At 72.0% G+C, this 16,822-nt stretch carries 17 protein-coding genes; 8 read left to right on the plus strand and 9 right to left on the minus strand.

The features are described 5' to 3' along the window. The first annotated feature begins 95 nt into the window (after positions 1-95). Entirely contained in the window at positions 96-902 is an 807-nt protein-coding gene (locus FB467_RS01605; RefSeq protein ID WP_141783533.1) for a PfkB family carbohydrate kinase, read from the plus strand. A 130-nt stretch (positions 903-1,032) separates the two neighbouring features. After that, complete coding sequence (locus FB467_RS01610; protein WP_141783534.1) at positions 1,033-1,452, plus strand: YchJ family protein; 420 nt, start codon at positions 1,033-1,035, stop codon at positions 1,450-1,452. A gap of 22 nt (positions 1,453-1,474) precedes the next feature. Here FB467_RS01610 and fgd read toward each other — a convergent pair whose 3' ends face one another. Next, a complete protein-coding gene (fgd, locus tag FB467_RS01615) occupies positions 1,475-2,488 on the minus strand; it encodes a glucose-6-phosphate dehydrogenase (coenzyme-F420) (protein ID WP_141783535.1) in 1,014 nt (337 codons plus the stop codon). Positions 2,489-2,625: 137 nt separating this feature from the next. Here fgd and FB467_RS01620 point away from each other — a divergent pair, with 137 nt between their 5' ends. Next, positions 2,626-3,075, plus strand: coding sequence for a GatB/YqeY domain-containing protein (locus FB467_RS01620; protein ID WP_141783536.1), 450 nt, complete (start codon positions 2,626-2,628; stop codon positions 3,073-3,075). Positions 3,076-3,220: 145 nt separating this feature from the next. Here FB467_RS01620 and FB467_RS01625 read toward each other — a convergent pair whose 3' ends face one another. After that, entirely contained in the window at positions 3,221-5,029 is a 1,809-nt protein-coding gene (locus FB467_RS01625) for a phosphotransferase (protein ID WP_141783537.1), read from the minus strand. Positions 5,030-5,057: 28 nt separating this feature from the next. Here FB467_RS01625 and FB467_RS01630 point away from each other — a divergent pair, with 28 nt between their 5' ends. From FB467_RS01630 to FB467_RS01640, 3 genes are read left to right on the plus strand one after another with little or no spacing between them, the layout of a single operon-like run. Beyond that, a complete protein-coding gene (locus tag FB467_RS01630; protein WP_141783538.1) occupies positions 5,058-6,164 on the plus strand; it encodes a saccharopine dehydrogenase in 1,107 nt (368 codons plus the stop codon). Positions 6,165-6,197: 33 nt separating this feature from the next. After that, positions 6,198-6,809: a ClpP family protease gene (locus FB467_RS01635; RefSeq protein WP_141783539.1), complete on the plus strand. Its 612-nt coding sequence runs from the start codon at positions 6,198-6,200 to the stop codon at positions 6,807-6,809. Then, the gene (locus FB467_RS01640; RefSeq protein WP_141783540.1) at positions 6,806-7,432 is read left to right on the plus strand and encodes a ClpP family protease; all 627 of its coding nucleotides are present in this window, start codon (positions 6,806-6,808) and stop codon (positions 7,430-7,432) included. Before FB467_RS01635 ends, FB467_RS01640 begins: the two co-directional genes overlap by 4 nt. A 60-nt stretch (positions 7,433-7,492) precedes the next feature. On the opposite strand, the gene FB467_RS01645 is transcribed toward FB467_RS01640, so the two are convergent. After that, the gene (locus tag FB467_RS01645) at positions 7,493-7,819 is read right to left on the minus strand and encodes a helix-turn-helix domain-containing protein (protein WP_141783541.1); all 327 of its coding nucleotides are present in this window, start codon (positions 7,817-7,819) and stop codon (positions 7,493-7,495) included. Positions 7,820-7,915: 96 nt separating this feature from the next. On the opposite strand from FB467_RS01645, the gene FB467_RS01650 reads away from it, so the two are divergent. Then, positions 7,916-8,815: a helix-turn-helix domain-containing protein gene (locus tag FB467_RS01650; protein ID WP_211350522.1), complete on the plus strand. Its 900-nt coding sequence runs from the start codon at positions 7,916-7,918 to the stop codon at positions 8,813-8,815. A 143-nt stretch (positions 8,816-8,958) separates the two neighbouring features. Here the strand turns inward: FB467_RS01650 and FB467_RS01655 are convergent, their stop codons facing one another. The 6 genes from FB467_RS01655 to FB467_RS01680 all read right to left on the minus strand — a co-directional run bounded on the left by FB467_RS01655 (position 8,959) and on the right by FB467_RS01680 (position 15,601). Then, positions 8,959-9,360, minus strand: coding sequence for a VOC family protein (locus FB467_RS01655; RefSeq protein ID WP_141783543.1), 402 nt, complete (start codon positions 9,358-9,360; stop codon positions 8,959-8,961). A gap of 84 nt (positions 9,361-9,444) precedes the next feature. Continuing rightward, the gene (gene xylB / locus FB467_RS01660) at positions 9,445-10,869 is read right to left on the minus strand and encodes a xylulokinase (protein ID WP_425325819.1); all 1,425 of its coding nucleotides are present in this window, start codon (positions 10,867-10,869) and stop codon (positions 9,445-9,447) included. Between the two features lie 31 nt (positions 10,870-10,900). Continuing rightward, the gene (locus tag FB467_RS01665; RefSeq protein ID WP_141783544.1) at positions 10,901-12,400 is read right to left on the minus strand and encodes a mannitol dehydrogenase family protein; all 1,500 of its coding nucleotides are present in this window, start codon (positions 12,398-12,400) and stop codon (positions 10,901-10,903) included. Then, positions 12,397-13,290 (minus strand): carbohydrate ABC transporter permease, encoded by an 894-nt coding sequence (locus FB467_RS01670; RefSeq protein ID WP_141783545.1) that lies wholly within the window; start codon positions 13,288-13,290, stop codon positions 12,397-12,399. The genes FB467_RS01665 and FB467_RS01670 overlap by 4 nt, the downstream gene beginning before the upstream one ends. Further along, entirely contained in the window at positions 13,287-14,237 is a 951-nt protein-coding gene (locus FB467_RS01675) for a carbohydrate ABC transporter permease (RefSeq protein WP_141783546.1), read from the minus strand. Before FB467_RS01675 ends, FB467_RS01670 begins: the two co-directional genes overlap by 4 nt. Beyond that, complete coding sequence (locus FB467_RS01680) at positions 14,234-15,601, minus strand: ABC transporter substrate-binding protein (RefSeq protein ID WP_141783547.1); 1,368 nt, start codon at positions 15,599-15,601, stop codon at positions 14,234-14,236. The genes FB467_RS01675 and FB467_RS01680 overlap by 4 nt, the downstream gene beginning before the upstream one ends. Positions 15,602-15,774: 173 nt before the next feature. On the opposite strand from FB467_RS01680, the gene FB467_RS01685 reads away from it, so the two are divergent. Next, on the plus strand, positions 15,775-16,719 hold the full coding sequence (locus tag FB467_RS01685) for a sugar-binding transcriptional regulator (RefSeq protein ID WP_141783548.1): 945 nt from the start codon (positions 15,775-15,777) through the stop codon (positions 16,717-16,719). The last annotated feature ends 103 nt before the right edge of the window (positions 16,720-16,822 follow it).

Below are 16,822 nucleotides of genomic sequence, written 5' to 3' on the forward strand. Positions count from 1 at the left end.
CTCGGGCCTGCTGGTTGGTCGGTCCTCGGCACCGACTGTATGCCGTGGGGGTCCCCCGGGCGACGCCGGATGGTCACGGTGCGAAGATCGGGAGCATGACCGACAGCACACCCCTCGCCCTGACCATCGCCGGCTCCGAAGCGACCGGTGGTGCCGGCGCGCAGGCGGACCTGCGGACCTTCCAGGCCATGGACGTCTTCGGCATGGTGGCCCTCACCTGCATCGTGTCCTTCGACCCCAAGAACGACTGGGGGCACCGCTTCGTCCCGGTGGAGCCCCAGGTGCTGGCCGACCAGCTCGAAGCCATCACCACGGCCTACCCCGCCGACCAGTTGACGGTCACCAAGATCGGGATGCTCGGCACCCCCGACACGATCGCGACCGTCGCCGCGACGCTGCGGGACCGGGCCTTCGAGCACGTCGTGCTGGACCCGGTGCTGATCTGCAAGGGGCAGGAGCCCGGTGCCGCGCTCGACACCGACACCGCGCTGAAGAAGCAGGTGCTGCCGCTCGCGACGTTCATCACGCCCAACCACTTCGAGACGCTGTCGCTGTCCGGGATGGACTCGATCGAGACGGTCGAGGAGCTCACCGAGGCGGCCCGCCGGATCCACGAGCTGAGCGGCGCTGCGGTGCTGGCCAAGGGAGGCGTCCACCTGCCCGGCCCGGAGGCGATCGACGTCTTCGTGGACGACACCACGACCGAGGTGCTCAGCGCGCCCAAGGTCGGTGAGGTCGCCGTCGCCGGTGCCGGCTGCACCCTGGCCGCCGCGGTGACCGCCGCCCTCGCCAAGGGCCTCGAGCCGTTGGAGGCCGCCCGCGGCGCCAAGGAGTTCGTGACCGCCGGCATCCAGAGCCGCCTCGCCTCCGCCGCGCCCTTCGACGTGGTCCGCCAGCACTGACCTCCACCCCCCTTCCCCGACCGGACGCGTCATCGGTCGGTGTTTCCACCCCACCGGACGCGTCATCGGTCGGTGATTCCACCCCACCGGACGCGTCACCAACTCAGCGGTCGCGTGACAGCATGGCCGGGTGACCTCACCGACGCCGCACCCCGGATCCGACCCCTGCCCGTGCGGCTCGGGAAGCTCGTATGCCGACTGTTGCCGCCCGTTCGTCGAGGACGGCTCCCCCGCACCCACGGCGGAGGCGCTGATGCGCAGCCGCTACACGGCATACGCGCTGCACGTCGAGGACCACCTGTTCCGCACCTGGCACCCGCGTACCCGCCCGGCCTCCGTGGAACAGGACCTCTCGCTGCGCTGGCTGGGCCTGGAGGTCGTGGCCAGCGACGGCGGCGGCCCGGACGACGCCGAGGGGACGGTGCGGTTCCGGGCGCAGTGGATCGCCGGGGAGGGCGCCGACCGGCAACGGGGCGTGCTCGACGAGCACAGCCGGTTCGTGCGGCGCGGCGGGCGCTGGGTCTACGTGGACGAGGTCACGGCGGACTAACACGCCAGGGACGGAGGAAGGCTCACCCCAGGGCGCGCAACCGCGGCGCGAGGTCCTCCTCGAACTGGGTCAGGAAGCGCTCCTGGTCGTGGCCGGGGCCGTGGAAGACCAGGTGGGTGAACCCGGCGTCGACATAGGGCTTGACCTGGGACACGACCTCTTCCGGGTCGGCGGAGACGATCCACCGCTTGGCGACCTGCTCGATCGGCAGCTCGTCGGCGAAGCGCTCCATCTCGATCGGGTCGTCGATGCTGTGCTTCTGCTCGGCCGTCAGCGACAGCGGCGCCCAGAACCGGGTGTTCTCCAGGGCCGCGTCGGCGTCCCGGTCGTAGGAGAGCTTGATCTCGATCATCCGGTCGATCTCGTCGCCGGACCTCCCGGCCTTGGCCAGCCCCTCCTCGACCGCGGGCACCAGCTTCTCGGTGTAGAGGTCCATCCCCTTGCCCGAGGTGCAGATGAACCCGTCGCCGGCGCGTCCGGCATACCGGGCCACCATCGGGCCACCGGCGGCGATGTAGACCGGCACGCCACCCTCGGGGACGTCGTAGATGCTCGCCCCGGAGGTCCGGTAGTAGTCGCCCTCGAAGTCGACCCGGTCGCCCTTCCACAGCTCGCGCATCAGCCGCACCGACTCGCGCAGCCGGGCGAACCGTTCCTTGAACTCGGGCCACTCGCCGTCCAGCGCGCCGGTGGCGATCTCGTTGAGCGCCTCGCCCGAGCCGACCCCGAGCACGACGCGCCCGGGGAAGAGGCAGCCCATCGTCGCGAACGCCTGCGCCACGACGGCCGGGTTGTAGCGGAAGGTCGGAGTCATCACCGAGGTGCCGAGCACGATCCGCTCGGTGCGCGCCCCGACCGCGCTCATCCAGGCCATCGCGAAGGGCGCGTGGCCCCCGTTGTGCCGCCACGGCTGGAAGTGGTCGCTCACGAAGGCCGAGTCCATGCCGTGCGACTCCGCCCGGACGGCCAGGTCGACCAGGTCGGTGGGGCCGAACTGCTCGGCCGATGCCTTGTATCCCAGCTTGAGTGTGCTCACGCGTCCACCTTCTCAGACCGCCGGGTCGGGCGATATCCGGTATACCGATCCGCCCGGCCCGCGATCGCGTGCCCCTCCGCCCTCCGCCCGGTTAATCCGGTGTCGCCGGTCCCCCGCCACGGCTAGGGTCGGGCCGCGTGACTCCCCACGAAGCCCAGGACGCCCACCGCGCTGCCGACGGCACGCTCCCGCAGGCGCTCCGTGCCGCGCTGTCCACCGCGATCCGGGGACGGGACCGGACCGCCGTCAGCGCGCTGCGGTCCGCCATCGCGGCCGTCGAGAACGCCGAGGCCAGCCCGCTGCCGGCCGCTCCGGAGACGTCCGCCGGTGCCGACCCGACGCCGGACGAACCGCGCATCGCCGGGTCTTCGGTCGGCCTGAGGGCAGGCGAGACCGACCGGTTGGTGCTGACCGCCGAGGAGGTGGCCCGCATCGTGACCGCCGAGGTGACCGACCGGGAGGCGGCCGCCCAGGAGATGGCGGCGCTGGGCCGGGAGGACCGGGCAGAACGGCTGCGCGAGGAGGCCGACGTCATACGGCGGGTGCTCGACGCCCGTCCAGCGCCCGGGACGACGGCTCGGGACTGACCAGGGCCCGGGCGACCAGGCCCGGCTCACCCGGGGACGGATCGCGCCGACTGCACGGGGTGTTGCCAGGTTTCCGGCGATTTCCGTGCACAACCCGTCCATTCGGCGCATCGATCGTCGCCGGATGCCGCCAGCCGTCCCGCCCTCACTCCAGCAGCGCGGCGGTGAGCCGGGGCCCCTGCTCGGTCAGCCAGGCAACGCGGCGGTTGATCACGTCACCGACCCCCTGGTCCCACATCCGCTGCCAGCCGCCCCCGGAGACCCTGGCCCGGTGCTCCATCAGGTGCCACGACCGGCGGCTCCGCTCGGCGGCGAGCGCTGCCAGCCGCTCCCGACCGTCCCGGTCCAGTCCGTAGGCGTCGACGAACACGCGGCACCGGGCGAACACCTCCTCGTCCGACATCGCCGGCTCCCGGTCCTGCGGGTGGGCCAGTTGGCCCCAGTGCACCAACGTGTTGACGACTTCGAGCAGGACGCTCGTCGGCCGCGCCAGGTCGAAGTCGATCAGGGCCACCGCCTCCCCGTCTCGGAACACGACGTTCTCCGGGGTGATGTCCTGGTGTCCGAGGACCTCCACCGGCTCCGCGACATCGGGTATGCCGGGGGGCAGGCCCTCGACCACCCACAGGTCGGCGAGCGCTGGCGAGACGTTGAAGCCGGCGACGGCCGCGTGGTACCGGCGCAACAGGATCGCGACGGAGGCCAGCCGGTCTCGGTCGCGGAACCAGTCTGGGCGGGGTCGGCTCGCCACCTCGCCGGGAAGGTAGGACAGCACCTCACGATCGGCGGCGTCGACCCCGAGGAAGCGGGGGGCGCCCTCGAAGCCGGCCTCCTCCAGGTACCGGAGCACCGCCCGAACCAGCGGGGCATGCCTGTCCCACGGCCTTCGCACGGTGTCGCCGATCCGGACCAGTTCGTCGGTGACGTCACCGCCGACCAGCAGCTGCGGCTCCGGGGCGGGTGAGGGCTCCCGGAAGCGGCTCGGTTCGATCTCCCGCCCGACCCTGGTGGTCACGTCCAGGAGTTCCTGGAGACCGTCGACCGTCAGCGGCTCGTCGAGGAACTCGGCGGCCCAGGCGGCGTGGTCCGCGCGGGCGGCGTCGTCGGTCGCCGCTAGCCAGCGGCGGCATGCCACCTCGAGGATGTGGCCGAGCTGGGCGATCAGCTGGGTGAACCTGGCAAGGTCGCGGACCCGACCCGGTCCGCCCGCGGCGAGGTACCCGGCATACAGGTCGGCGACCCGATCCGCGTCCCCGCAGCCGTATTCGAAGAGGACGACCGCCAACTCCTGCGAGGGGTCACCCGGCCCCGCGTTGTCCCAGTCGAAGACACAGAGTCGCCCGTCGGGCAGGGCCCGGACGTTGTCGGCGAACAGGTCCAGATGACAGACCTGCACCGGTGGGTAGCGCTCGGCCAGCTGGCTGACGGCCACGAGCTCGGGCAACAGCTCCGACAACCGATCGGCGAAGGGGGCACCCGCCGCGTAGAGCTCATCGACGAGTCCGTGCCAGCGGTCCGTCGGCACCGGCTCGGCGAACCACTCCTCCACCGCTCCGTCGGCGGGCAGGGCGACCCGGTGCAGCGCGGCGACGAGCCGCCCGACCCCCACGGGGTCCAGGGACCGGTCGACCGGTCCCAGCTCGAGCCAGCTCAGGACCTGCAGGGTCCGACCGTTCACCTGTGCGGTCACCGCCCCGTCAGCGGTGCGGACCACCTCCGGCGTGAGCACGCCCGCGGCCCGCACCCGGTCCTGCAGATCCGCCTGCCGGGCCAGGGCCGCGACGTCCACCGGTCGGTCGGCCACCTTGACCGCCCAGGACCCGCGGTCCGTGTCGAGCCGCCGGACCACGCCGACCCGCCCCGCCTCCGGGGCGCCGGTGAAGCGGGCACGCGCCCCGAGCCCGAAGGCCCCGGCCACCGCCGACGGGTCGAGCTCTCCATCCTCGTCGCCCATCCCCCCATTCAACCGCCATGATGGGTCGATGGACCACGGACATATCTGGGTGCGCCACGAGGTGCGCAGCACCGAACGCCGCTGCGCGGTGACGCCCGACGACGCGCGGGCACTGGTCGCGGCAGGGGCCGAACTCACCGTGGAGGAGTCCCCGCAACGGATCTTCCCGCTCGAGGCGTATGCCGCAGCCGGCGCGCGCACCGCCCCTGCCGGCAGCTGGGTGGACGCTCCCGACGATGCCTTCGTGCTCGGCCTGAAGGAGCTGCCGGAGGGACCGGACCGGCTGCGTCACCGGCACATCTTCTTCGGGCACGCGCTCAAGGGCCAGGCCGAGGCACCGGCGCTGCTGGAGCGGTTCCGCGCCGGGGGCGGGACCCTGCTGGACCTGGAGTACCTGGTCGGCGAGGACGGGCGCCGGGTCGCCGCCTTCGGCTACTGGGCCGGCTACCTCGGCGCCGCGCTCGGGGTGCTGCAGCTGCGCGGAGGCCTCGCGGCCCCCCTCACCCCGACGGACCGCGAGGAGCTGGATGCCAGGCTGCGCGCCACCACGCCCGGCGGCGAGGAGGCACCGGCATCGACCGCCACCGGTGCCACCCGGGCACTGGTCACCGGCGCGCTCGGCCGGTCCGGCCGCGGGGCCATGGACGCGCTGGCGGTCGCGGGGATCACCGGCACCGGGTGGGACCGGGAGCAGACCCGAGACCTGGACCGGGCGGCCCTGCTCGACCACGACCTGCTGGTCCACTGCGTCCTGGCGACCGTCCCGTCGCCGGCGTTCGTGCGGCCGGAGGACGTCACCGCGGACGGGCGCCGGTTGTCCCTGGTCGTGGACGTCACCTGCGACACCTCCTCCGCGCTCAACCTGCTGCCGGTCTACCGCGAGCTCACGTCGTGGCAGCAGCCGGTGGACCGGCTCTCCGACGCCGTCGACGGGCTGCCGCCGCTCGACGTGATCGCGATCGACAACCTGCCCTCGTTGTTGCCGCTGGAGGCCAGCAGGACCTACTCCGCGGACCTGCTCCCCACCCTGCTGACGCTGGTCACGGAGGGTCCGGACGCCCCCGTCTGGGCACGGGCCAGGGAGACCTTCCAGGAGGCCCTGGCGTCGGGTTCTGCTCACGGCAGCAAGGGCTAGGCGATCGGGTCGCGGGCGGCGCACCGTGGACCCATGGCTACCGAACAAGCGACCGCACCACCGGTCGGCCCCACCCAGGCCCGGCTGCTCGAGCAGCGCATCCTGCTGCTCGACGGCGAGCTGGACGACCGGGGTGGCACCCGGCTAACCGCCCAGCTCCTGCTGCTCTCGGCCGAGGACCCGCGCGCCGACATCAGCCTGTGGATCAACTCCCCCGGCGGGTCGGTCCCGGCGATGCTGGCGATCATGGACGCGATGCGTCTGGTCCCCAACGACGTCTCCACGCTGGCCCTGGGGTTCGCCGCCAGCGCCGGCCAGTTCCTCCTGACGGCGGGCACGCCGGGCAAGCGCTTCGCGCTGCCGCACAGCAAGATCCTGCTGCACCAGGGGTCGGCCGGGTTCGGCGGGACCGCGGTGGACATCGCGCTGCAGGCGGACGAGCTGCGGCACACCCGGGACACCGTGCTCGGCCTGACCGCGGAGCAGACCGGCCAGCCGCTGGAGCGGGTCTTCGAGGACTCGCTCCGGGACCGTTGGTTCACCGCGGAGGCGGCCCGTGACTACGGGATGATCGACGCGGTCCTGGAGTCGCTGGACATGGTGCGACCGCAACGCACCCTCTCCGGGTTGGGGGCGCACGGATGAGCAGCTACCCGATCCCCAATGTCATCGTCCAGCATCCCCGGGGCGACCGGGTGACCGACGTCTACAGCCACCTGCTCAGCGAGCGCGTCATCTACCTCGGGACGGAGATCGACGACGGCGTGGCCAACACCGTGGTCGCGCAGCTGCTGCACCTGGAGGCGGACCGCCCCGAGGCCGAGATCAACCTCTACATCAACTCCCCGGGCGGCTCGCTCACGGCGACCCTGGCGATCTACGACGCGATGCAGTTCATCCGGTCCCCCGTCGCCACCACCGGGCTGGGCCAGGCCGGTGCGAACGCCGGCCTGCTGCTGGCGGCCGGGTCCCCCGGACGGCGCGGCGTGCTGCCCCACGCCCGGGTGCTGCTGCACCAGCTGTCCGCGCAGAGCCGGGGCACCATCCCCGACCTGATCGTGGAGGCCGAGGAGGTGTCCAGGCTGCGCAACGAGGCCGAGCTGGTGCTCTCCCGGCACACCGGCCAGAGCGTCGAACGGCTCCGCCGCGACACCGACCGCGACCTGGTCCTCACGCCGCAGGCGGCCGTGGACTACGGGATCGCGGACCACGTGATCGCCTACCGCAAGGAGGTCCTCGCTCCCGACCCGGTCCCGGCCACCGCGTAGGTCAGGCCGACAGAGGACCGCGACCATCCGGCATACGGCGGGGTCAGGCGGCCACAGGGGTCAGGCGGCCATGGCGAGGACCGAAGCCCCGGGGTCCCGCGGCAACAGGTGCAGGGTGTGCCCGGAGCGGAGGTCGCGGGCGGTGAGGTCGAGGACCTGAGCCAGGTCCACCCCCAGCGCCCCGGTGATCGCCGAGATCATCTCCGAGGACGGGTCCTTGCGGCCGCGCTCGACCTCGGAGAGGTACTGCGGGGAGATGCCGGCCAGCGCCGCCGTCTCGGTGAGGGTCAGCCGCCGGCGCTGCCGCATCCGGCGCAGCCGCGCCCCGAGCACCTCGCGCCACAGCGGCGGGGGTTCGCTCGTCACGGGGACAGCACGCTCCGACATGGGTCGAGCCTACCGCCGTGGTCGTCGGGACACCCCCTGAAATCCGGATCCGGTGTGGTGTACCAGAACCGCCCGCTATCCCGCAAGATGGATCCCGTGAACACGGACCGCCCGCACGCGGCCCACGAACTCCGGGCCCACCGGACCCGCGCGCGGATGACGCAGGAGGAGTTGGCCTACGCCTCCGGGGTCAGCGTGCGCACGCTGCGGGCGTTGGAGGCCGGCCGGATCCGCCGACCGCACCGACCCACCCTGCTCGCCCTCGCGGCCGGGCTCGACCTGGACCCCCGGCAGACCAGCGAGTGGGTGGACCTGTGGCGCGACCAGCAGGAGGTGCTGGACCTGACGGAGTTCCTGGACCCGCGGGCCGACGTCGAGGCGATGATCGCGCGCTTCGGGGAGCACCGGGGGGTCTTCTACCGCGAGGTGAGCCTGACGACCCGGTCGGTGATCGGTCCGAACCGGTTGCTGCACTACCGCGAGACGCAGCTGGTGAAGACCGCGCTGGTGGACGGCATCGACTCGATGATGTTCATCTTCGGCGGCGACCCGATGCTGGATGCCGACAAGGTCCGGGTGACCGCCCTGCGCGGCTGCGAGCTGGGCGAGCTGATCCCGCTGCCGGAGACCAACGAGGTGCTCTTCTTCCTCGACCTGGGCCGGCGGCTGCGGGTGGGCGAGACGGTCACCCCCGCCTACTCGCTGGACCTGTCCGAGGCGGTGTTCCCGCCGGAGGAGCTGGCGCGTCGCGGGCTCGAGTTCGAGCCGAGCACCGGGGTCACCTGGACGATGCGCACCCCGCTGGGTCACTTCCTGTCCCTGGTCGAGTTCCAGGGGGTCGACCCCCCGCCGCGGGTCTGGCAGGTGGCCGGCAAGGGGCTGCGCTCGCAGCGCACCCGGGTCCGCGACCTCGCGGTGGACCGGTTCGGCACGGTGCACCTGACCGCGGACAACGTGCCGATCGGGACGCACGGCATCAAGTGGGAGTGGGACTGACCCGGCCCGAAAGTTGCCGGTGATCTTGCCTGTTCGACCGGTCGGTCCGCCCGATTAGATGGGAGGCATCGGCGACCCGCACCGTGCATGCGGAGGGGGATGCACGGTGCCGGTCGCCGTAAATCCACGCAGCGGGTCGACGCTCAGCGGAACAGGCAGAACGGGTGACCCGCCGGGTCGAGCAGCACCCGCACGTCGTCCTGCGGCTGGTGCGAAACCAGCTCGGCCCCGCACTCCACCGCCCACGCGACAGCCTCGGTCAGGTCCTGCACCCAGATGTCCAGGTGCTCCATGGTCTGCTGCCGGCCCTGCTCGCTGGGCCACACCGGCCGCTCGTAGTGCGCCTCGTACTCGAAGTTGAGGGTGACCGTGCCGTGGTCCCCGGTGGTGCGCAGCTGGGCCCAACCGGCCCCGGGCGGTTCCCCGGGTGCGGCCGGTTCGGTCGCCGCGACCTCGGTCGACAGCAGCCGGGCGTAGAACTCCGCCAGCTCCCGGGGTGCAGGCGCACCGATGGTGACGGAGGTCAGCTGCAGGCGCGGGGGCATGGCCCCCAATCTAGGACCGCCCCGGGCCGTATGCCGTCAGCCGGCACCGGCGTCGGGGCGCCACCCCTCGGGGTGGGCCGTGGGTCAGCCGGACCCGACGCCGTGCACGGTGCGCAGCAGCCCCTGGTAGCGACCGGTGATCTCGGCGGCCTGCTCCGGGGTGCCCCGACCCTGCGCCGGCTGGCTCACCGCCATCGGCCACTCCGGTGCAGCCGCGTCCCCGGACAACGCCCAGGCGGCCTGCCGCGCCGCGCCGAGCGCGACGTACTCGCGGCTCTCCGGCACCACGACGGGTACCCCGAACAGGTGCGCCGCGACCTGCTGCACGGCGGCCGAGGCACTGGCGCCACCGATGAGCAGGACACGCTCCACGTCCGCACCCTGGTCGCGCAGCGCGGTCACTCCGGCCACCAGGTTGAGCAGCATCCCCTCGACGGCGGCGCGCGCCAGGTTCTCCGGGGTGGCGTTGCTGCGCGTCAACCCGCTTAGCGTCCCCGTGGCGTCCGGCAGGTCGGGCGTGCGCTCCCCGTCCAGGTAGGGCAGCAGGCTGAGCCCGTCCGCCCCCGGCTCGGCGGCGAGCGCCAGCCGGTCCAGCTCGGCCAGGTCGACGCCCACCATGGTCGCGGTGGCGGTCAGCACCCGCGCGGCGTTCAGCGTGCACATCAGCGGCAGGTAGGCACCGGTCGCGTCGGCGAAGCCGGCCACCGCACCGCTGGGGTCGTCCGGGCAGGTCTGCGACGTGGTGAACACCGTGCCGCTGGTGCCGAGCGACACAGCGACGTCGCCGGGCTTCAGCCCGAGGCCCAGGCCGGCCCCCATGTTGTCGCCGGTGCCGGCCGCCACGAGCAGACCCGAGCCGGTCGTGCCGGCGGCCTCGCTCGGCCCCAGCACCCGCGGCACCCCGAACTCCCGGCCCAGAGCGCACCGCATGATGTCGGTGTCGTACTCGCCGCTCCGGGACGACCAGTAGCAGGTGCCGGAGGCGTCGCCCCGGTCGGTGGTCCAGCCGGTGAAGCCGCCCCCCTCCTGCAGCACCCGGCCGGTCAGCCAGTCGTGCGGCAGGACGACGGTGGCCACCCGGCCCGCCTCCTCCGGCTCGTGCTCGGCCAGCCAGCGCACCTTGGTCGCGGTCATGCTCGCGACCGGCACCACCCCGATCCGGGACGCCCAGGCCTGCGGCCCGCCGAGCTCGGCCACCAGGTCGGCGGCGGCGCCGGCCGAGCGGGTGTCGTTCCACAACAGCGCCTCGCGCACCACGGTGTCGGCCTCGTCCAGGGCCACCATGCCGTGCTGCTGGCCCCCGACCGCGATCGCCGAGACGCCGTCGAGCAGCCCGCCGGAGACCGCCTCCTGATAGGCCTCCCACCACCGGTCGGGGTGCACCTGGGTGCCGTCCGGGTGTTTCGCCCGGCCCTCCCGGACCACCTCGCCGGTGGCGGCGTCGCAGACGACGACCTTGCAGGACTGGGTGGAGCTGTCGACGCCGGCGACCAGGCGACGTTCCGTCACCGGGACCTCCATCCTCACGTGTCGGTGCCCGTCATCGACGGACCAGGGCCTCTACCGTGGCGCGTGCGCCGCGCGAGTGCAAGGACTCCAGGGCCGCGGCGTAGGCCGTGGTGAACCGTTCGTGCTCCACCAGGTCGCCGAACAGGTCCGGGTCGCGCAGGAAGGCCAGCGGGTCCTCGGCCTGTCGCGCGGCGGCGGCCATCACCCGGTCCTTGAGCCGGTCCACCACCTCGATCGGCTCCCCCTGCTCGTCGCGCCCCTCGGCATACCGGGCCCAGGAGGCGACCACGAGGGCGGAGTAGTCGATCGGCCCGTCGTGGGCCAGGTTGTCCCGGATCACCGGCACCAGCCACTTGGGGATCCGGTCGCTGCTCTCCTGGCAGAGCCGGGCCAGGGTGTCCCGCACCTCGGGGTTGGCGAACCGCTCGATCAGGGTGTGCCGGTAGGCGTCCAGGTCGGTGCCGGGCACCGGCGGCAGCGTCGGGGCGCCCTCCGTGGCCATGTAGCCGTGCAGGAAATCGACGAACAACGGGTCCTGGCACACCTCGTGGGCGTAGCGGTAGCCGGACAGGTAGCCGACGTAGCAGAGCGCCTGGTGGCTGGAGTTGAGCATCCGCAGCTTCATCAGCTCGAACGGGACGACGTCCTCCACGATCTGCACCCCGACGTCCTCGTATGCCGGGCGCCCGTCGGTGAAGTGGTCCTCCAGCACCCACTGGGTGAACGGCTCGGTGACCACCGGCCAGGCGTCGGCCACGCCGAACTCCTCGGCCAGCGCGGCCGTGTCCTCCTGCGTGGTGACCGGGGTGATCCGGTCCACCATGCAGTTCGGGAAGGCCACCTCCCGGTCCATCCAGTCGGCCAGCTCCGGGTCCTTGAGCCGGGCGAAGGCGGTGATCATCTTGCGCGCCACGTCACCGTTGCCCGGCAGGTTGTCGCAGGAGTTCACCGTGAACGGCGGGGTGCCGGCCGCGCGCCGGGCGGCCAGCGCCGCGACGATGAAGCCGAAGGCGGTGCTCGGCGTCGCGCCCTCCTGCAGGTCGTGCTGGATGCCGGGGTCGCTCGGGTCGAACTCGCCGGTCACCTGGTTCACCAGGTAGCCGCCCTCGGTGATGGTGAGCGAGACGATCCGGGTCGCCGGGTCGCCCATCACCTCCAGCACCGCCTGCGGGTCCTCCGGCGCGAAGATCATCCGGCGGATGGACCCGATCACCCGGGGCTCGCGGCGCCCGTCGGGGTGCTTGACCACCAGGGTGTAGAGCCCGTCCTGGCCGTTCAGGGCGTCCACGATCCGCCGGTCGTGCGGGAGCACGCCCACCCCGCAGATGCCCCAGGTCAGGGCGTCGGCGCCGCCCTCGTTCATCAGGGAGTCCAGGTACATCGCCTGGTGGGCCCGGTGGAACCCACCCACGCCGAAGTGGACGATGCCGGTGGTCACCGAGGCAGGGTCGTATGCCGGCACCGCCACCCGGTCGTCGAGCTCGCCCAGGGTGGACAGGGACAGCGGGGTGGCCCCGGGGTTGACGGTCACTTCACGGCTCCCATCGACAGGCCCTGCACCAGTTTGTCCTGTGCCGCGAACCCGGCGGCCAGCACCGGCAGGGACACCACCAGGGACGCCGCGCAGACCTGGGCCAGGAACAGGCCCTGGCTGGTGACGAACCCGGTGAGGAAGACCGGTGCCGTGCCGGCGACGGTGCCGGTGAGCACCCGGGCCAGGAGCAGCTCGTTCCAGCTGAAGATGAAGCAGATCAGCGCCGCGGAGGCCAGGCCGGGCATCACGACCGGGGCGATGATCGAGCGCAGCGTCCGGATCAGCCCGGCACCGTCGACCTGGGCGGCCTCGAGCATCTCGGCCGGCACCTCGGCCAGGAACGACTGGAGCATCCAGATCGCGATCGGCAGGTTCATCGAGGTGTAGAGGATGATCAGCAGCCAGATCGTGTCCAGCAGCCGGAACTGCTGGGCGAACAGGTAGATCGGCAGCAGGCCGGCCACGATCGGCAGCATCTTGGTGGACAGGAAGAAGAACATCACGTCGGTCCACTTCTTCACCGGCCGGATCGACAGCGCGTAGGCCGCGGGGAAGGCCAGCAGCAGCACCAGCACCGTCGAGACCACGCTGGCGGTCAGCGAGTTGAGCAGCGGTGGCCACGGACCGGCGCCGAAGAACGACTTGTAGCCCTCCAGGCTGAGCGGGGCGAACCAGTGCGGGGGGTTGGACGCGGCGTCGGTCTCGGAGTGGAAGGAGGTCAGCACCATCCACAGCACCGGCGCCACGAAGAGCAACCCGACCACCCAGGCCAACAGGGTCAGCAGCCGGTTGTTGCGGGGGCCCTCGGGCTTGCCCACCTTGGCCAGGTGCGCCTTGGTGGCGGCCTCGTCGTCGGCCGCCGGGCCGGTCACCGTCTGCTCGCTCATCGCGACTCCTCCTTGAAGATCGTGAACACGGTGCGGAGGGCAGCCATCGCGATGATCAGCGTGCCGAGCACCACCACGACGCCGGCGGCCGAGGCCCGTCCGTAGTCCTGGGCGGTGTAGAAGGTCTGGTAGATGAAGTAGGGCAGGTTCGCGGTGCCGAGGCCGCCGGAGGTGATCGTGAAGACGTGGTCGAAGTTCTGCACCACGTAGATCGCCCCGAGCAGGCCGGACAGCTCGATGTACTGCCGCAGGTGCGGGAGGGTCATGTGTCGGAAGATCTGCCAGGAGCTGGCCCCGTCGATCCGGGCCGCCTCCACCACGTCCAGCGGCCGGGACTGCAGGCCGGCCAGCAGGATCAGCATCATGAACGGGGTCCACTGCCACACCAGGGCGACGATGATCGCCCAGAGCGGGTTGTTGGTGATCCAGTCCGGCTGTGGAGCATTGTCGCCGAAGACCGTGGTCAGCAGCCCGTTGAACAGGCCGTACTCGGGGTTGTAGAGGGCGTGCTTCCACAGCAGCGCGGCGGCGACCGGGACGATCAGGAAGGGCGTGATCATCATCGTCCGGACGATGCCGCGGCCCAGGAACTTGCGGTCCAGCAACATCGCGATGAGCAGGCCGAGCACCAGCGAGATCAGCACCACGGCGACGGTGAGCACGATGGTGACGACCACCGCCTGGCGGGTGTTGGTGTCGGTGAACACCCGGGCGAAGTTGTCGAAGCCGGCGAAGCCGCGCTCGTCCGGGTAGTAGGCGTTCCAGTTCATGAACGAGATGACCAGGGTCGCCGCGAACGGCAGCTGGGTCATCACGATGACGAAGATCAGCGCGGGCAGCAGCGGGGCCCGGCGGGCCCAGTCGCCCGCCTTGCGCAGCGCCTTGGACTCCGCGGGTGGGGCCTCGCGGGAGGGCTTGGCCGACGTGGCGGCGGTGTCGGTGGTCATTCTGCTGCCTTCCGGGCGAGATACCGCTCAGCGACGTCGGAGGCGAGGTCCTGGCCGCGCTCGAGCGCGTCCTCGACACTCATCCGTCCGGCGATGGCGCTGCTGACGTCCTGACTGACCTGGGTCCCCAGGTCGGGGAACTCGGGGATCCCGACGAACTGGATGCCGATCGCCGGCCGGGGCTGCACGCCCGGGTTAGTCGGGTCGGCCGCCTCGATCGCCGACTTGGTCGGTTCGGCGAAGGCGCTGGCCACCTCCAGGTACTGAGGGTTGTCGTAGGTCGAGGCGCGCTTGCCGGCGGGGACGCTGGCCCAGCCGATCTCCTCCCCGACCAGCTCCTCGTACTCCTTGCCGGAGGCCCAGGAGACGAACTGCCAGGCGGCGTCCTGCTTCTCGCTGGCCGCCTGGATGCCCCACGACCAGGAGTACAACCAGCCCGAGCTCTCGGTCTCGACGACCGGCGCCGCGACATACCCGATCTTGCCCTGCACGGGGGAGCCGTCGGCCTCCAGCGTGCCGGCCGCGGCGGTGGAGTCGTACCACATGGCCACGTTGCCCTGGGTGAGGTTGTTCAGGCACTCGGTGTAGCCGGCCTGCGGGGCCCCGGACGGCCCGTAGTCGTTGACCAGGTCCACGTAGAAGTTGACCGCCTCGGTGAACTCCGGGGCGTCGACCTGGGCCTGCCAGTCCTCGGTGAACCAGGTGCCGCCGAAGGTGTTCACGACCGTGGTCAGCGGGGCGAAGATCTGGCCCCAGCCGGGCTGACCGCGCAGGCAGATCCCGGCCATCCCGGGCTCGGCCCCGTCGAGGGCCTTGGCCAGCTCCCGCACCTCCGGCCAGGTCGGCCGCTCGGGGACGTCCAGCCCGAGCTCGTCGGTGAGGTCCTTGCGGTACATCAGGAACGAGGACTCGCCGTAGAACGGCTGCCCGTAGATGTGGTCCTCGTAGGACAGCGAGGTCTGCATCGGGCCCAGGATGTCGTCCTGGTCGAAGTCCGGGTCCGCGGCGATGAAGTCGTCCATCGGGGCGACCCAGCCGGCGCCGGCGTAGATCGGGATCTCGAAGTTGCTCAGCGAGGCCACGTCGTACTGGCCGGCCTGGCTGGAGAACTCCTGGCTGATCTTGTCCCGCACGTCGTTCTCCGGCAGGACCGTGAAGTTCACCGAGATCCCCGTCTCGGCGGTGAAGTGCTCGGCGGTCAACCGCTGCAGGTCGATCATCTGGGGGTTGTTCACCATCAGCACGTTGATCGTGTTGGGACCGCCGCCCCCGATACCTCCGCCGCCCCAGCCGGCACAGGAGGTGAGTCCCATAGCCGTCAGGGCCGCAACCGCCACCACGGTCGCCCGCTGTCGTCGGCGCATGCCGCTCCTTAGATCCGCGAGATCCCCATCGTCAACGGCGGCAGATCTCTCCATCGAGAATGCTCATCTGAGCGCCCTTCGGCCACTTATGAGTAAACTGCCTACGCCATACCGTGTCAATAGCGGTGCCGGCGTGCCGGGACGTTTCCGGTCCCGAGTGATGGAGGTGGACGGTGGACGCGAGCCAGGGCCCGGCCGAGTTGGTCCTGATGGCTGCCGTCGCGCGCCACCACTACCTCGACGGGCGCTCCAAGGTGCAGATCGCCGACGACCTGGGGCTGAGCCGGTTCAAGGTGGCCCGCCTGCTCGACGCGGCCCGCGAGTGCGGGCTGGTCCGGATCGAGATCGGCCAGGTCGACGGCATGGACCTGGACCTGTCCGCCCGGCTCCAGCAGGCCTTCGGGCTCACCCACTGTGCGGTGCACGCCGCCCGGGGCAGGATGGGCGAGGACTCCCGGGCCGCACTGGGCCGCACCGCGGCCCGGCTGCTCACCGAGATCCTGCGGCCCTCCGACGTGCTCGGGCTGCCGTGGTCCCGCTCGGTGCTGGCGATGACCGAGCACCTCACCGAGCTGTCGCCCGTGCGGGTGGTGCAACTGACCGGCGCCATGGAGGTGGCCGGCGTCGACGCCAGCGCCGTCGACATCGTGCGCCGGGTCGCCCAGGTCGCCGGCGGGGACAGCTCGATCTTCCACGCGCCGTTCGCCCTCGACGACGTCCAGAGCGCCTCCGCGATCCGCCGCCAGGCCTCGGTCCGCGACGGGCTCGCCGCCATCGACGCGGTGACCCACGCCGCGGTCGGGGTCGGTGCCTGGGCCGACGGCCTGTCCAGCATCTACGCCGTCGCGACTCCCGAGGAGCGGCTCGCGGCCGCGCGGGAGGGCGTGATCGGCGAGGTCTCCGGGGTGCTCTTCGACGCCTCCGGGACCCCGGTGGTCAACAGCCTCTCCGACCGGCTGATCACGCTGTCCGCCCAGCAGCTCGTCCGCATCCCGGACGTCGTCGCGATCGCCGTCGGCCGCGACAAGGTCGACGCCGTCCGGGCCGCCCTGCACGGCCACCTGGTCAACGGCCTGGTCACCGACGACGCCCTCGCCACCGCCCTCCTCACCACCTGACCCCCACCCCCCAACCCCGACCGGACGCGTGAGCGGGCGGCCCCACCACCCCACCAGACGCGTGAGCGGGCGGCCCCGCACAGCGACCGGACGCGCGACCGGT

The sequence above is a fragment of the Ornithinicoccus hortensis genome (assembly GCF_006716185.1).
Lineage (GTDB): Bacteria > Actinomycetota > Actinomycetes > Actinomycetales > Dermatophilaceae > Ornithinicoccus > Ornithinicoccus hortensis.

Coding starts and splice junctions, on each gene's coding strand:
- FB467_RS01630 (WP_141783538.1), top strand. CDS start 5,058: ATGGACCACGGACATATCTGGGTGCGCCACGAGGTGCGCAGCACCGAA.
- FB467_RS01670 (WP_141783545.1), bottom strand. CDS start 13,290: ATGAGCGAGCAGACGGTGACCGGCCCGGCGGCCGACGACGAGGCCGCC.
- FB467_RS01680 (WP_141783547.1), bottom strand. CDS start 15,601: ATGCGCCGACGACAGCGGGCGACCGTGGTGGCGGTTGCGGCCCTGACG.
- FB467_RS01635 (WP_141783539.1), top strand. CDS start 6,198: ATGGCTACCGAACAAGCGACCGCACCACCGGTCGGCCCCACCCAGGCC.
- FB467_RS01645 (WP_141783541.1), bottom strand. CDS start 7,819: ATGTCGGAGCGTGCTGTCCCCGTGACGAGCGAACCCCCGCCGCTGTGG.
- FB467_RS01675 (WP_141783546.1), bottom strand. CDS start 14,237: ATGACCACCGACACCGCCGCCACGTCGGCCAAGCCCTCCCGCGAGGCC.
- FB467_RS01605 (WP_141783533.1), top strand. CDS start 96: ATGACCGACAGCACACCCCTCGCCCTGACCATCGCCGGCTCCGAAGCG.
- FB467_RS01655 (WP_141783543.1), bottom strand. CDS start 9,360: ATGCCCCCGCGCCTGCAGCTGACCTCCGTCACCATCGGTGCGCCTGCA.
- FB467_RS01625 (WP_141783537.1), bottom strand. CDS start 5,029: ATGGGCGACGAGGATGGAGAGCTCGACCCGTCGGCGGTGGCCGGGGCC.
- FB467_RS01640 (WP_141783540.1), top strand. CDS start 6,806: ATGAGCAGCTACCCGATCCCCAATGTCATCGTCCAGCATCCCCGGGGC.